This window comes from Paenarthrobacter sp. YIM B13468 (assembly GCF_042788025.1).
Taxonomy (GTDB): Bacteria; Actinomycetota; Actinomycetes; order Actinomycetales; family Micrococcaceae; genus Arthrobacter; species Arthrobacter aromaticivorans.
Genome location: NZ_JBHZPI010000005.1, coordinates 120,512 through 134,916 on the forward strand (window position 1 = coordinate 120,512; position 14,405 = coordinate 134,916).

Below are 14,405 nucleotides of genomic sequence, written 5' to 3' on the forward strand. Positions count from 1 at the left end.
CAGACATAGACCACCTATCGGAATCGATAGCGCGTCGGATGCAAGACGATGCCGAGGCCGGTGTGGGACTGGACCCCGCACTCGCTCTGCGTCGATCCGAGCGGCTTACCGCTGCTCTTCAATCCATGAGCAGAGGCCTGGCTGGAGGTAAAGAGCCCGGGGACAAGTTCCTGGCCGAAGCTACCCAAGAAGCACGAGCAGCAGCCCAAGCCGGTGTCGACCTGCTCGACCTCATCCATACGTATCGGGTACTGCAGTCAGCCATGTGGGACGTCCTGTTGGACCTTACAACGGTTCTCATCCCGGATTCTTCCGAGCAACTGGAAGTACAAAAGTGGGTGTCCGGCCGCCAACATGACTGGTTCGACGTCGCGGTCGCAAATATTATTGACGCGTACCGTTCAGAGCAGCACCGCTTCTTCTATAAGTCGGAAGACCATCGGCTTAGATCCGAGGTGCGCGACTTCATCGCAGGTAGACGTAGTGCCCGTCCAAGCGCAAATTACCCGTTTGAAGGGCAGCATCTTTCCGTAGTGGCCTGGGGCGAAGACCCGAAAGGGACCATCGAATGTGCGGGCATGGCACTCAATTCTGACCAACGATTGGTTCTGGAGAGCACCGACGGCGCCTTCTTAGGATGGCTGGCAGTTAGAGACGACAAGGACTTTGTTGGGAAAGTTGCTGCGATGGATCTTCCGCAGGGGTCCCATTTGGCTCTAGGCTCCCTCGATAAGGGGTTCGCCGGTTTCAAACGCAGCCATCAACGGGCTTGGCGTGCCTACAAGATCGGACGCCTCACAGGAAACCAAATAACCCTGTACGCGGACGTCGCGCTGGAATCAGTGTTCGCGACCAACATGCAAGCCGTTCACGACCTGGTCGCCCTACAGTTGGGCCCCATACTTAGCGACCCTCGCAAAGACATACTTTGCGAGACGCTGACAGCCTATTTCGCATCTGGTTGCAATGCTGTCGCCGCGGCTGCAGCACTCCAAGTCCACGAGCGCACCGTCGCGTACCGGCTGAAATCCGTTGAGGAACGGCTTGGAGTCGACGTCGCAGACAGACACGTTGAGCTCCTGGTCGCCCTTCGACTTCAAAGGCTGCTGCGATCCATTGCTGAAACCAGAAATTCCATGACGTAGTGTCACCAGCGAGTACCCAATACACCGTCCTTGTCGGTTCCGCCTAGGACGGAGCCAGGATTTGTCGAATGACGCAGAGCGCAGAACCCTGGTCAAAGGGCAAGGTAGTGACATGAACAATGACTGCAGCAGGCGGCAGATCCTGTGAAGCCACCTTCTTTCGAATATGTTGTTGCCGACTCGATCGAGCATGCGCTCCACCTCTTGGCCGATGGAGGAGATGACGCCAAAGTCATTGCCGGCGGACAGAGTCTGGTCCCACTCCTGAATTTCCGAATGGCACGTCCATCACTATTGGTTGACATCAACCAGGTGCCCGGCTTGGCGAATATTAAAAAAATTGACCAAGGGATAGCGATTGGTGCCTTGACGCGTCATGCCAAGCTGATCACTTCAAAGACCATCACGCAGAATCTTCCCCTCCTGCCAGAAGCAGCGGCTTGGATAGCACATCCACAGATCCGCAACCGGGGAACAATCGGTGGCTCGCTCGCACACGCTGACGCCTCCGCCGAACTGCCGGTTGCTCTCCTGGCCCTCGACGCCCACGTCAAGGTGATGTCACTTCGCGGTAAACGAAGGATTCCGATCAAGGACCTGCTGGTATCTCACTTTGTGTCAAGCATCCTTCCCGACGAAATTATCGTCGAAGTAACCGTACCGATCCCACCTTCGGGTACAGGTGCCGCTTTCGATGAATTCTCACGGAGGCACGGCGACTACGCAATCGGAGGCGCCGCCGCAATCGTCACTCTGGATGACAACAACAGGTGCGTGAGTGCAAGGATCACCGTTCTAGGGGGCGGGTCCACGGCCATCCGCTGCCAGGACGCTGAGAGTCTTCTCCTAGGCAGCACGCCCACTACAACAGATATCGCCGCGGCGGCTAAGACCGCTGTAACGGGACTTGAGCCAGTCTCCACCGTGCACGGCAGTTCCGTCTACCGCCAAGAGGTAATTCGAACCCTCGTCGAACGAACCCTGACACGGGCCCTCCTCCGCGCGAGGCCGACAATGGAAAGCATGGATTAACGATGACCGCGTTTCGCCTTAAGCTTGAAGTAAATGGAGTCACCCACGAGGCCGATGTAGAACCTCGCCGCCTGCTCGCCGATTTTCTCCGTGACGACCTGCATCTAAAAGGAACACGTGTAGGTTGTGAGCACGGAGTCTGTGGCTCATGCACCGTTCTGATGAACGGGCAGCCTGTGCGCTCATGTACGACTTTGGCCGTACAGGCTCACGACAGCCTAATTGAAACAGTCGAGAGCCTTCAACGAGACGGCGACCTTCACCCACTCCAAAGCTCATTTTCGAAATGCCATGCACTCCAGTGTGGTTTCTGCACTGCCGGCTTTCTGATGACGCTCAAGCCTCTTTACGACGACGATGAAGTCACCATGGATGCCGCCAAAGCCCGGGAAGCCATTTCAGGGAACATCTGCCGCTGCACCGGATATCAACAGATCGTTGAGGCTACCATTGACGCTTTTCACTGCAGAGACCACGGCGGTCAATCCCAGTGATGTTTCCTCCCCCGCATGGGTTGGTGTGGAACGAAATTGACTGTTCTGTGTCCCTCCAGGCGATGCAAGGGGCAAGTAGTTATAAGCCTTCGCATCGGATCGGTGTATGAGTCGCTTGTCAGAACGGCCTCGTAGGAAAACCAGCAAAGACTGCGGACCTTAGCTTGGAAAGACAGGCTCAGGATTCCCGAGGGAAGACCAAAAGCCCTGCAACCTAGGCCGGGCACCCTCAACATTGGGGTGCTCCCCTGAGGGAGTCCACCGCGGATCTTGACCCACCGTCTGAATTGGCCAGAACACTTGCCAATCAAGGTATTCAGTGCCCTGGGAAGGCCTCCGCGCGTGCGACGCGGAGCATATCAACTCTTCACCGTCGTGCGACTCGATCAGGAATCAGTCGCACGACGGTCCGAACCATATTCACAAGCATATTGAAAGTTCCGACGATTTTATGGAACGTCAAAGCCGCAGGGTTTGCGTCATCACGCATTCCCCGCGGCTTTTGTGTGTGGGCGTCTGTATAGAAACCCCTTGGTAGTCGATGATTAATTGGTGTGAATACCCGTCCCGGAAAAATCGTCGGCAATTTATCAAATCCTTGGCGTCCCCACCGCCCATAAGCAGGCGGATACGCGGTCAGCCGATAGACGTTGCGCAACTGAGCACCTGGGTAAAGCAGCTGTGACCCTGGGCGGATGACCGATCCCGTTAGGTGGGTTGTGGCCTCCTCGGATTGGGCTATAAAAAACCAGGGGAACCCAGACCGTCACGCGTCCATCAGGCGTAAGGCTGTGCTGCTAGTGAACCATTTTCTGTACTTACCGAGCCTTCTTCCGAACCGCTTGCCCAACACGCGGGCATGTTTACGGGGCGGGAAGACCAACGAAAGTCTTGGCGCAAAGCAGGCGCGGGTCATCCCGCCATCACTTCAGCTCTCCCGGAGGTCGCCTTGCCGCGTCCTGTCGGGTACTTCCCAGTCCTACGGCATCAATGGCTGTCGGTTGGCCCCACTCGACAATGTGAGTGGCCCGCAGCTCTGTTTCTCGTGCCCGCATTTCGTTGCGAAGAACGTTGGTGAAATCGGCTGCCTCGTCCACAAGCCGACTTACGGTCCGGTTTAGTCCCCTCGGACCCAGCGTGGACTTTGCTTCGGTCACCTTCCGGAATGCGATCACCCCAAGGGCAACACCTATGCCCATCCAGAAGAATTGTCTCATCACGGCACTCTCGATTCTATTTTGCGCGCCGACGGGGGGTGGATCTAGTGCGGTCCGACAGGGCCTTGCTCAGGCCGTGGCTGAAAGCCACCACCTTGATGAGCGGGGATCCAACCGTGGCGGCTACCACGGAAGTCAGAGCACTAAGATTCGCCGTTGCATCAGCAACGTTGTTGGATATCCCGTCTACCTTCTTGAGTTGTTGGTGAGTAGTGGAGACGGTGGCTGTGACCTCATCCAGGAGGGGCGTAGCACCGTCGCGCATGGACTTGACGGCATTCACTACCTCGTCGAGCACCTTTCCGAGCTTTAAAATCGGCACGGCAAGCAGCGCTACTAAAATCGCAAATACTCCGGCCGCAATGAGCCCTGCAATCGCACCACCAGACATAGACAGTCATCTCCTTATTTGTTTTTATGGCTCTATCACGTCGGAAAAAACGCACATATGCGTCCGTAATCGCGTCGCGATGGCTATTGTCGCCCAGCAAGTCGACTCGTCGGTCACCGATGGGTAGGTCATTTTCCTTGAGAACAGAATGCAGTAGCTCTTACTTGCGGACTCGGTCTGACAGCTCAAGGAAAAACTGTCCAAGCACGATGCCGAGACAGTTAACCTGAGGCAAGGGGACGCAACTCTTTGCCGGCAAGCGCAAAATGAGCCGCGTCCTGTATAAGAGGTTGTTCCGGAGAGGGACACGCCGCAGCACCACAGCCACCACAGACTTGCTCCGGTGGACTGACTCGCCGGCCTCTGGCGGTAAATTTACCCCGGAGGCCAGCAACGACAGAGGCTACAACTCCAACGTGCCTTCTTCAGCGTGTGGCACATATGAGCGTCCGCGCCGGGAAAGGCAGCGCAGGAAGGGCGTTGTTACAGCCGGCGAGCAGACACAACCACTCCAAAATTTCATGATTTTCGCTGTCCCCAGCACGTCCTACCTGGAGAGTACCGTGCGAACGGAGGCCTGCAGAATAGCCTTTACGGCCCTGTCAGCTGTTTCCAGAGCCCCTTCAATGTAGCCGGGGAAAGCCAGAGAAACGTCCGACCCCACAAAATGTACTCGGTCAAATGGTTCACCCAGTTGCTTATGCACACGGCTGAATTGACCCACCCGCGGAGACACCCACGGACCCTCAAATAATGGGTCAGCGAGCCAATCGTGGTAGTCAACGCCCAAGACTTCGACCTCAGGAAGGTAGTAGTGGACGGCGTCTTCAATGGCTGCAAGGTTATGGGGATCAAAGGAACCGGAGTCGGTGAATGCCACGAGGAGACGCTCGCTTTCGGAGACCTTGCAGTAGTCGTAAAGTGTCGGGAATATCCCGTCTCCGACGCACTCAATTCCTTCTCCAGCACCGCGGACATGAATCAGGAGCTTCAATCCCCGCCCACCGTGCCCCTCCTCAATTACGGAGCGCCGCCGTTCGGGCAGAGAGGGATTGAAGGTAATACGACGCCACGTATTCATCGGCGCAGCCAAGATAACGGAATGGGCTTCATATAACTGCCCAGCATTATCAGTGACTCGGACGAGCGCGGCCGACTGGTCGATGCTGGTAACGACGGCGCCCATCCTTAATTGTGGGACATCGCGCCGCATTGCATTCACAAGATCATCAGAACCATTGGCGAAAACTTCATCCAACGAAAGCACCACGCCAAGAATACTGTAGTGATGGGCGGCGATAAGCTGCAGCACCCACAGGGCGGAGGACTCCTCGGCGGGCTGCCCAGTCATATTCCACGCCCACGCTAATAGAAACTTCCGGGACACAGTAGGCAGACGAAGTGCGTCCACGTATTCGATAAGCGGCACATCGAGGTCTTCGAGGCCCTGATTTTCCAAGCCCTGCGCCAAATCGATGCGATGCGCGTCACGCAGCAGAGTATAGACGGCTGCTTCCAGGGCCACGGCCTCAGACCCAGGAATAGGGAAAGCCTTGTTCACCGCATCAGAGCCCAATTGGTGTCTGAACGTGGTGAATTCAGGGGCAGGAACCGTGGCAATACCATACCTGTCGAGTTCCGCGGCAAGGCGTGGATGGTGTTCGCGATGAAGGTAGGCTCCGCCGATTTCAACCCGCAAATTCGCCGCAGTCGTTGATTGCCTGAAGTAGGCTCGTCCGCCGAGGCGATATCCACCTTCAAGCAATAAGACATTCTGGCCTGCGCTGGCGAGGTCACGAGCCGCCTTTAGCCCGCTGAACCCCCCTCCAACTACAATAGTGTCATATGACAAAGTAATTCCTTTTTTAGTAGCTCACGGAGCCAAGAAGGTTGTCGTAACCCATGAAAAAGAGAACGGTTCCGCTATTCCGTTTCCATTGCCCCTCGGTCGAGGACTGGTACCGCAGCTCGATCCCAGAGTTCAGTCCAGTCCATGGGTCCGTCCAGGTCTACCCTTCCTTGTGTGGCACGAACGATCTTCTCGGGAGTTGCGGGAAGTTCGTAAAGCACCGTTCCAAAAGGCGAAAGAGCGTCGTTGACGGCGTTAAGTACCGCCGCCGGCGCTGCGATCAGTCCTGATTCGCCCATGCCCTTTATCCCCGAAGCAGATATCTTTGATGGGGTCTCGAGGTGTTGAATTTCGAACGGAGGAGAAACATCCATCGTGGGAGTTTGGTAATCCAAAAATGAGGTTGTGGAGAGATTACCGAACTTGTCGTAGACCAGCTGCTCAAAAAGTGACAGACCTATACCTTGAACCACGCCACCCCGGATTTGCCCCTCAACAATGGTGGGGTTGATCATGACTCCGCAGTCTTCCACCGAGAACACCTTTTCGACGTTGACGAAGCCAGTAACAGGATCAAGTTCCACAATCATTGCGTGTCCCCCGTTGGAAAACATTGGTCGCGACGTATCCCACGCTCTCGTGAATTCCAACCCCGGTTCGAAACCTTCCGGCCATTTGGAGGCATCCCAGTAGATCGCTGAAGCTACGTCGGCGATATCTAGTCGGGACTCTGGTGCTCCCGCGACAAAGGCGGCACCGTCTTCTAGCACGATATCCTGCTCTGCACACTCAAGCATGTTGGCTGCAACTGCAACCAATTTTTCGCGGATGTCGTGAGCGGCGCGATTGACGCATCCGCTGGCAATGACAGCGGCGCGGCTGCCTATGGTACCGCTGCCGTAGGCGCCCCTCGTCGATGTTCCAGCATCAACACTGATTGCTTCAAAGGGTATACCGAGAACGTCAGCAGCCACTTGAGCGAGAGTGGTCTGGTGGCCTTGACCTTGGGAGTTGAGCCCAGAAGTTACCGTAACCGAGCCTGTTGTGTCCATTTTGACGGTTGCTGTGTCGTGAAAAATCTCGTGCATTCCGTGAGCCTGCAGCATCGCTGTGCTCTCGCCGCTGCTTTCTACAAAAACGCTGATTCCCAGCCCCAGGTATTTTCCTTCTTTTCGAGCTTCTTCCTGACGTTTCAGGAACGCAGGGTAATCGACCATCTTTTCCAGAGTATTGATCGTTGCCAACCAAGATCCTTCATCAAAGTCAATCCCCTGAGGGTTCTTCCATGGAAATTCCCGGACAACGTTACGTCGTCTAATCTCGAACGGAGAGACATCGATCTTCCTCGCTAGGTCGTCCATGAGGCACTCCCGGGCGAGCGTGCCAGCCATGTAACCAACGCCGCGGTAGGCGCCCATGGGACATTTGTTGGTGACGGCTGCTTCATAAACGTATTCCGTCGTTGGGATATCGTAGACGCCGGTCGGTGTCACAACGACCGAACACCAGCTCTCAACTGCCATGGTTTGCGGAGGCATGTGGTAGGCGCCTCCGTCAACCAGAGCATGGGTCCGTACACCGGTGACTTTTCCGTCTGCCGCCGCCGCGTATTGGATTGTGACAAACTGTTCGTGCGCATGCGAGCCAGCGAGGAGGTTCTCTCGGCGATCCTCGACCCACTTGACCGGCGCCTGCAGGTGTTTGGACGCCAACGGGATCAACATGTCCTCGGGAAAGACATGAGCCTTTTGGCCGAATCCGCCACCCGTGTCTGGCGAAATGACTTCCGTCCGTGATTCATCGAAGCCAAGGAAGAGGCTGAGGCACAACTTCACGTAGTGCGGCATTTGGGTTGATGCCCAGAGTTTCAGCCGGTCCTGCGTCCAGTCATAGTCTGCCAGACAGCCTCTGGTTTCCATTGGCGCGGCCGCCACTCGACCTGGGTGATAGAGCGCCGAGACCACGTGGGCCGCCTCGTTGAAGGCTTGGTCGACGTCGCCGAAGGTTGCACGCCCACGGATCCCAACGTTGTCGGGGCGTTCACCGTTGGCTACCGGGCCCCCTTGAATAGATGCTCGCGGGTCCATCACAGCATCGATCTGTTCGAGCTCCAAGCCAATGAGGTCGCACGCGTCTTCAGCGATTCCTCGCGTGTCGGCTATGACCAGCACTACTGGTTCGCCAACGTAGCGGACGACGTCCTTGGCCAACAGCGGCATGGTCATCGGCAAGCAGCCGTCGGCGCTGAATTGCGCCTCTATACCGGGACAGTAGTTTTCGACGTCGGCAGATGTCCAGACAAGGTGCACGCCGGGAAATTCTTGCGCCAGCTTGGTGTCAATACTCGTGATACGTGCGTGGGCAGCCGGGCTCCGTACCAGGCAGGCATGCAACTGACCATCGACATTGATGTCGTTCAGGTACTTTCCGCGGCCAGTCAGAAGCTTGGCATCCTCACTGCGCGGCACTCGTTTGCCGATCATATTTCTGGTTATCGGCGGAGAAATCAGGTGTGGGTTATCCATTGTCGTTTCCAATCTGACCTGCTGCGTCCAGCACAGCGTCGATGATTGTCTGATAGCCGGTACACCGGCACAAGTTGCCGCTCAGTGCTTCGACAACGTCCGCTCGCGTCGGAGCAGGATTTGAGTCAAGCAGCTCTGTCGCAGACATGAGAAACCCCGCGGTGCAGAATCCGCACTGAAGGGCGTGATGCTTTTTGAAGGCTTCCTGGAGCGGGCTAAGTGAGCTTCCTCGGGAAAGATCTTCGACCGTCCTTACAGTCCGCCCATCACCTTGCGCGGCAAGAGTGAGGCAGGACCGTACAGCCGCTCCATCGAGAAGGACCGTGCAGGCTCCGCACACTCCGTGCTCGCACCCCAGCTTCGTTCCGTTGAGGTTCTGATCGTTTCTCAAATGGTCAGCCAGCGTGTCGCGTGCATTCACAGCGACCGTTCGACGCCGACCATTTATCTCGATGTCGATGTCAATGCGGTCAGATGGCGAGGGTGTTGTCACGTGCGTGCTCCTGCTTCAAGAATTGTGCGTCGGATCAGCTCCTGCACTAGGCCGCGCCTATATTCAGCTGAGCCGTGCATGTCTGAAATATATGTGAGCGACTCCGCACCAGCGATTGAGGCTCGTTCGGCCAGATCCGCGGCGACTTTCGATCCCCTCAGAAGATCCTCCGCGCCGGGCACTCTTTGTATCTTGCCAACGGCTCCCCCAACAGCGATCCTGGCGTCGGCGACCCCAGAGTCCTCAGTAGCTAGAGTGATGGCGACATTGGCGAGACCATAATCGCCCGAGCGTCTGGAAAATTCGCCGTAGGCCCATCCCCTTGGTCGGGAAGGCATCCAGATATCGGTGATGATCTCGTCAGAGGAGATGCTGGTCATGTAAGGCCCGACGAACAGGGCGTCGGCGTCAATGGTGCGTTTCCCTCTCACGCTTTGGACTTCCACCATACCGTCGAGCGCGAGCAGTACTAGTGGCCACTCTCCGGCTGCATCACCATGGGCCAAGGAACCGCCAAGCGTTCCCCGGTTGCGGATTTGCGGGTGCGCTATATGTTTTCCCGCCGACGACATCATCGGCAGCAGGTTTGCAACAAGCGGTGAACTAACGATGGTTGCATGGGTAACCATCGGCCCGAATCGGACGTAGTCTCCGACCTCCTCCAACGCTGCCAGTCCCGGGATCTTCGCGAGGTCCACGACAACAGTCGGTTGGGCCAATCGCATGGCCATTACTGGCAAAAGACTTTGTCCGCCGGCGATAACTTTAGAGTCATCGTCGGCTGACAACATTGCGCAGGCTTCTTCCATTGAAGTCGGCGACGTGTAGCTAATAGCAGGTAGTTTCATTCTTCACTCCCTCGAACGACTTTCATCATGCACCACGCTCTGTGATTTGCTGCACGACATCTAGGAACAAGTACGCTGGTCATTTTGTAGAACCATGCATAATCGGTGTCTCGCCCACAGCCACGGTGCTCGTTTTCGTACGTCGAGAACCTGCCTTGAGCCAGAAATGCGCCCGATTCACCCGGGGCCATAACGAGCACGTCAAAGTGCGCGAAGGCTTACTTGCCATCCGGTCAAAGGGTCCCTAACACGTGATGCACCCCTGGAAGCCAAGGGTGCATCAGATGGACGGCACGGTCAGGCCAGCGAAAGTGGTCTTGTCACATCCCGTGCCGGGAGGTGCGGATCTCGAACGATTACGAGCGATCAAACTCCCGTAACCAGGTCATGCGGGTTAGCCTCCAGCAAATGGGGGTAGGACATCAACCACGTCTCCAACTCTGACGATAATTGAGTGGTCCCGCACGGCAACCTCATTGAGCAGGAAACTGCTTCGTGAGAGGATCTGGCGGAGCGGCGGAGTGCCCTCGGGAGGTTTCGGCCGTTCCATCGACAGTATGGCCTTGAGGAGATCCGCCACCGTGGCATTTTCGCCCAGTTGGAACTGTTCCTCCGCGAGACCTGCGGCCGAGCAGGCGGCGGCGTAATAACGTACGAGCATTCGTGTTAGCCTCCGATGGCGCTCATGCTGCGTTCTGGCTGGACGAAATCCGGAGCATCAAGTCCCACGTGGTCCATTCCGTGAGCCCTTGGTTTGAGCCACATTGCGTTCTGCCACTGTAGTGCGATATCTTCGTCGCTCCCCCCGGCTCGCAGGGTGCCCAGAAGGTCGGATTCTTCCCGGGAGAAGAGGCAACTCATGATTTTGCCTTCGGCTGTAATCCTGGTTCGGCGGCAATCCGAGCAGAACGGCTCTGTCACGGAGGCAATGATGCCGACCGTGCCCAAGGTGGGACCAAATGCCGCAACATCCTTCCCCTCGCGCAAATGATCGGTCCCAACGGCCCGCCTTCTGACGTCAAAACGTTCAGCCGGTGCTCCTTCACGGGACTGCGCGTTGGGGCTAAGGACGAAATCCCTGGAAAGCAGGTCTCGGATCTCAACAGCGGTGATCATGTCGCGTCGCGTCCAGCCATGGTCAGCATCCAGGGGCATCTGCTCGATGAAGCGCAGCTCGTATCCGCGCTCCAACGCCCACTCCAGAAGAGTTGGAGCTTCCGCGTCATTGATCCCTCGCATTAGCACAGCATTCAACTTCACCGGGCCGAGACCTACATCAAAGGCGGCGTCCACGCCCGCGAGCACATGGTCCAGGAAGGGCCGGCGGGTCAACCGCGAAAAAGTCTCCTCGTGTAATGAGTCGAGTGACACGTTTACCCTGGTTAGTCCCGCGGCTTTGAGAGGCGCCGCCTTCTTTGCGAGTCCCACACCATTGGTGGTCATGGAAATCGGCAGGGCAGGGTGGTTATTCCGCAATTTGGAAATAATCTGTATCAGATCCTGCCGTACCAACGGTTCCCCTCCAGTCAGCCGCAACTCCCGTATGCCAAGGTGCTGGACACCCACACGGACGATCCGAATGATCTCGTCAGCAGACATGACTGCCTGCTTTGTGAGCCATTGGAGGCCTTCCGCTGGCATACAGTATGTGCAGCGGAGGTTGCATTTATCCGTAAGGGACAACCGCATATCCGTCGCCAGGCGTCCGAAGCGATCGAGGAGCCCGGAGCCAGCGTCCGGTGGGCGGCCGTTCTGCGCTGATGTCATTATCTCCGGGCGCCGCGGCATGCCCAACTGAACACTCATAAATTCAGGCTACGTGAATCCTGAGAGTACCCATTTGTGCAAAACCAAACAATTGGCGAGCCGGATTGTGGCAAGGAGCCATATTCCGGGAGTCGGCTCGCCTGATGGAATGGTCTGGGCCCAATCCGGACCGAACTTACCCAGTCGCTGACGAGCGCACAAACGACCAGATCTGAGTCCAACCGGTACGAATAAACAGCCATCACCTGAGTATGCGCGAAAACTATCCTCCACCGGAGCTACACGAATGCACCGATGTAGCCGAGCCGCCCTCCCTGAAGGCAGGACCATGCAGAGCAATGAAGAGCAGCTGACCCCGCCGGGCCGCAACAGTCCCAGACCACGAACAACCGAAGAGCGGCCTCCGCCGGAGGAAATCCGCAGTGTCTCCAGGCACGTACGAGCAGTTCGTGACGTACTCCGGCCGCTACTTGCCCCGCCGCGGACCGAGCGGGTACCTGTGATGGAGGCTCTAGGCCGCGGACTGGCGGAAACCATCTTAGCTCCAATGGACCTGCCACCCTTCGACAACTCACAGATGGACGGCTTTGCGGTCCGCTCGCAAGACTTGGCCGATGGTCACGGCACACTGCGTGTTGGAGCACCAGGCCCAGCTGGCGCAGTTCCAGCGCCATTAACGCCGGGAACTGCGGCACCTATCATGACGGGTGCCATGATGCCGGCAGGAGCTGACGCTGTCATCCCCATCGAATGGGCAGTACCACCGGCTTTCCCCACACCAGGAGCGCTGACCACCGTCACACTTCCCCCGCCCACGGCGGGGGCATTTGTTCGCCCCAGAGGGAGCGATGTAGCAGCAGGGGACTGTGCGTTGACCTGCGGAACGTATCTTGGACCTCGTCAGCTTGGGCTACTCTCAGCGCTCGGCGTAACAGAGGTTCTAGTACATCAAAAAGCCACCGTCCTCCTTGTCACGACCGGCGATGAAGTCGTCGAACCCGGCGAGAGGCGAACCCCAGGCAAAATCAACGACGCAAACAACACCTTGTTAGAAGCATCCATGCGCGAAGCTGGGCTTATTGTGGTCCGTGCGGGCATCATTAGGGACTCGCCTGACGTCCTGGCTGAAGTCTTGAAACGACACGCACCTCATATCGATCTCGTAGTAACCACTGGCGGTGTAAGCAAGGGTGCCTACGAAGTGGTCCGGCAGACAATGCTGGATCATCCCGTTGAATTTTCACACGTGGAGATCCAACCAGGCGGTCCACAAGGACTCGGAAGCTTTGACGGCATCCCGGTTCTAGCTTTCCCCGGGAACCCGGTGAGCTGTTTGATCTCCTTCGAGATGTTCCTGCGCCCGCTACTCGGCGAGCTGTTCGGCACGCCGACACCCAGGGCCGCCTATAGGGCCCGACTTTCCCAACCCCTGACATCTCCGCCGAGGAAGCACCAAGTGAGGCGGGGGGTCCTGTTGCCCAACGGTACCGTCCGATTGGAAGGGGGTGAAGGTTCCCACCTACTAGGAGCATTAGCACGATCAGATGTCCTAATACACATTCCCGTCGGAATTTCGGAACTGGCAGAAGGGGAGGAGGTAGAAATATGGGTGGTCTAGAGGCCCCAGTTACTTCTGATGGTTTTACTCACCTTCGACCCGATGGCACCGCGCATATGGTTGACGTGTGCGGGAAGTTGGAATCGGCTCGGGAATCGACGGCTACGGCAACGGTCCTCACCACTAGTAAGGTCCTGGCGCTATTGACATCAGACCAACTGCCCAAGGGGGATGCGTTAGGTGTGGCCCGGGTGGCCGGCATCATGGCTGCCAAGAAGACGTCAGAACTAGTTCCACTTTGCCATCCCCTCCCTTTGTCAAAGGTGACCGTTGATTTCGAACTGCTCCCCAAAGGTATAAACCTACTTGCGACAGTGAAAACCAGAGGCGTAACGGGCGTCGAGATGGAGGCAATAACCGCTGTGTCGGTTGCCGCGCTCAGCGTGTACGACATGATCAAGGCTGTGGACAAGCACGCCGTTCTGACTGACATCAAGGTGCTCGCGAAAAGTGGCGGGAAGAGCGGGAGTTGGACGTTGTGATCACCCAAACGCGAAGCAAGGAGCGCGCATGAACGCCGAAACCGAAAAGCATGTAAGCAGCCAGAGCCTAGCCGCACCGCAAGCCCCACGCGTGGTCCACGCATTGCTTAGTGAGAAACACATTTCTGTAGATGTCGGCATTAGGGCTGTCGAGTCCGATACGTCCGGGGCGGTGGTCAGCTTCAGTGGTGTGGTCCGTAACCACGACCGCGAAAAGGAAGTTGACCGGCTAAGTTACACGGCCCATCCTTCGGCACAAAAAATACTTGAGGATGTTGCAAATAGAGTCGCTGCAAAGTTCTCAGTGTCGGATGGACTCGACAATCGCGCCGAAGTTCGAATTTGGGCAGCCCACCGCGTTGGTGCCTTAAGGATCGGTGACGCGGCTCTTGTCTGTGCAGTGGCAGCAGGGCATCGTGGAGAAGCTTTTGCCATATGTTCCGATCTCGTTGACCACATCAAAAAAGAAGTCCCAATCTGGAAAGAACAATTCTTCTCCGACGGCACCGTGGAATGGGTGGGCGCCGGAGGCTAATCAACTTTT

Annotated in this window: 14 protein-coding genes; 6 read left to right on the top strand and 8 right to left on the bottom strand. The window is 57.0% G+C overall.

Going from position 1 to position 14,405, the window contains the following annotated elements:
- Positions 1–38: 38 nt before the first annotated feature.
- The 3 genes from ACFX4T_RS06870 to kdhB all read left to right on the top strand — a co-directional run bounded on the left by ACFX4T_RS06870 (position 39) and on the right by kdhB (position 2,671).
- Positions 39–1,145, top strand: a complete 1,107-nt coding sequence (locus tag ACFX4T_RS06870) for a PucR family transcriptional regulator (RefSeq protein ID WP_377651241.1) — start codon at positions 39–41, stop codon at positions 1,143–1,145.
- A gap of 144 nt (positions 1,146–1,289) precedes the next feature.
- The gene (gene kdhA / locus ACFX4T_RS06875) at positions 1,290–2,177 is read left to right on the top strand and encodes a 6-hydroxypseudooxynicotine dehydrogenase complex subunit alpha (protein ID WP_377651242.1); all 888 of its coding nucleotides are present in this window, start codon (positions 1,290–1,292) and stop codon (positions 2,175–2,177) included.
- Positions 2,178–2,179: 2 nt separating this feature from the next.
- Positions 2,180–2,671, top strand: a complete 492-nt coding sequence (gene kdhB, locus ACFX4T_RS06880) for a 6-hydroxypseudooxynicotine dehydrogenase complex subunit beta (RefSeq protein WP_377651243.1) — start codon at positions 2,180–2,182, stop codon at positions 2,669–2,671.
- Between the two features lie 923 nt (positions 2,672–3,594).
- Here kdhB and ACFX4T_RS06885 read toward each other — a convergent pair.
- The 8 genes from ACFX4T_RS06885 to moaA form a co-directional block, all read right to left on the bottom strand.
- Positions 3,595–3,888, bottom strand: coding sequence for a hypothetical protein (locus ACFX4T_RS06885; protein ID WP_377651244.1), 294 nt, complete (start codon positions 3,886–3,888; stop codon positions 3,595–3,597).
- Positions 3,889–3,904: 16 nt separating this feature from the next.
- The gene (locus ACFX4T_RS06890; RefSeq protein ID WP_377651245.1) at positions 3,905–4,279 is read right to left on the bottom strand and encodes a DUF948 domain-containing protein; all 375 of its coding nucleotides are present in this window, start codon (positions 4,277–4,279) and stop codon (positions 3,905–3,907) included.
- Positions 4,280–4,826: 547 nt separating this feature from the next.
- On the bottom strand, positions 4,827–6,131 hold the full coding sequence (locus ACFX4T_RS06895; protein ID WP_377651246.1) for a (S)-6-hydroxynicotine oxidase: 1,305 nt from the start codon (positions 6,129–6,131) through the stop codon (positions 4,827–4,829).
- Positions 6,132–6,202: 71 nt separating this feature from the next.
- A complete protein-coding gene (gene ndhC / locus ACFX4T_RS06900) occupies positions 6,203–8,653 on the bottom strand; it encodes a 2,6-dihydroxypyridine 3-hydroxylase subunit NdhC (protein ID WP_377651247.1) in 2,451 nt (816 codons plus the stop codon).
- Positions 8,646–9,146, bottom strand: coding sequence for a (2Fe-2S)-binding protein (locus ACFX4T_RS06905; RefSeq protein WP_377651248.1), 501 nt, complete (start codon positions 9,144–9,146; stop codon positions 8,646–8,648). Before ACFX4T_RS06905 ends, ndhC begins: the two co-directional genes overlap by 8 nt.
- Positions 9,143–9,994 (bottom strand): 2,6-dihydroxypyridine 3-hydroxylase subunit NdhA, encoded by an 852-nt coding sequence (gene ndhA / locus ACFX4T_RS06910; protein WP_377651249.1) that lies wholly within the window; start codon positions 9,992–9,994, stop codon positions 9,143–9,145. Before ndhA ends, ACFX4T_RS06905 begins: the two co-directional genes overlap by 4 nt.
- Before the next feature lie 394 nt (positions 9,995–10,388).
- Positions 10,389–10,655: a MoaD/ThiS family protein gene (locus ACFX4T_RS06915; RefSeq protein WP_377651250.1), complete on the bottom strand. Its 267-nt coding sequence runs from the start codon at positions 10,653–10,655 to the stop codon at positions 10,389–10,391.
- A 5-nt stretch (positions 10,656–10,660) separates the two neighbouring features.
- Positions 10,661–11,761: a GTP 3',8-cyclase MoaA gene (gene moaA, locus ACFX4T_RS06920; RefSeq protein ID WP_377651347.1), complete on the bottom strand. Its 1,101-nt coding sequence runs from the start codon at positions 11,759–11,761 to the stop codon at positions 10,661–10,663.
- 328 nt (positions 11,762–12,089) lie between these two features.
- On the opposite strand from moaA, the gene glp reads away from it, so the two are divergent.
- From glp to ACFX4T_RS06935, 3 genes are read left to right on the top strand one after another with little or no spacing between them, the layout of a single operon-like run.
- A complete protein-coding gene (gene glp / locus ACFX4T_RS06925; RefSeq protein WP_377651251.1) occupies positions 12,090–13,379 on the top strand; it encodes a gephyrin-like molybdotransferase Glp in 1,290 nt (429 codons plus the stop codon).
- Complete coding sequence (gene moaC / locus ACFX4T_RS06930; RefSeq protein WP_377651252.1) at positions 13,367–13,861, top strand: cyclic pyranopterin monophosphate synthase MoaC; 495 nt, start codon at positions 13,367–13,369, stop codon at positions 13,859–13,861. Before glp ends, moaC begins: the two co-directional genes overlap by 13 nt.
- Positions 13,862–13,889: 28 nt before the next feature.
- Positions 13,890–14,396, top strand: a complete 507-nt coding sequence (locus tag ACFX4T_RS06935) for a molybdenum cofactor biosynthesis protein MoaE (protein WP_377651253.1) — start codon at positions 13,890–13,892, stop codon at positions 14,394–14,396.
- The last annotated feature ends 9 nt before the right edge of the window (positions 14,397–14,405 follow it).

What these genes read in the sequence shown, in the direction of transcription:
- ACFX4T_RS06870 (WP_377651241.1), top strand. Translation starts at nt 39, where the DNA reads ATGCAAGACGATGCCGAGGCCGGTGTGGGACTGGACCCCGCACTCGCT.
- kdhB (WP_377651243.1), top strand. Translation starts at nt 2,180, where the DNA reads ATGACCGCGTTTCGCCTTAAGCTTGAAGTAAATGGAGTCACCCACGAG.
- ACFX4T_RS06885 (WP_377651244.1), bottom strand. Translation starts at nt 3,888, where the DNA reads ATGAGACAATTCTTCTGGATGGGCATAGGTGTTGCCCTTGGGGTGATC.
- ACFX4T_RS06890 (WP_377651245.1), bottom strand. Translation starts at nt 4,279, where the DNA reads ATGTCTGGTGGTGCGATTGCAGGGCTCATTGCGGCCGGAGTATTTGCG.
- ndhC (WP_377651247.1), bottom strand. Translation starts at nt 8,653, where the DNA reads ATGGATAACCCACACCTGATTTCTCCGCCGATAACCAGAAATATGATC.
- ndhA (WP_377651249.1), bottom strand. Translation starts at nt 9,994, where the DNA reads ATGAAACTACCTGCTATTAGCTACACGTCGCCGACTTCAATGGAAGAA.
- ACFX4T_RS06915 (WP_377651250.1), bottom strand. Translation starts at nt 10,655, where the DNA reads ATGCTCGTACGTTATTACGCCGCCGCCTGCTCGGCCGCAGGTCTCGCG.
- moaA (WP_377651347.1), bottom strand. Translation starts at nt 11,761, where the DNA reads ATGACATCAGCGCAGAACGGCCGCCCACCGGACGCTGGCTCCGGGCTC.
- glp (WP_377651251.1), top strand. Translation starts at nt 12,090, where the DNA reads ATGCAGAGCAATGAAGAGCAGCTGACCCCGCCGGGCCGCAACAGTCCC.
- moaC (WP_377651252.1), top strand. Translation starts at nt 13,367, where the DNA reads ATGGGTGGTCTAGAGGCCCCAGTTACTTCTGATGGTTTTACTCACCTT.
- ACFX4T_RS06935 (WP_377651253.1), top strand. Translation starts at nt 13,890, where the DNA reads ATGAACGCCGAAACCGAAAAGCATGTAAGCAGCCAGAGCCTAGCCGCA.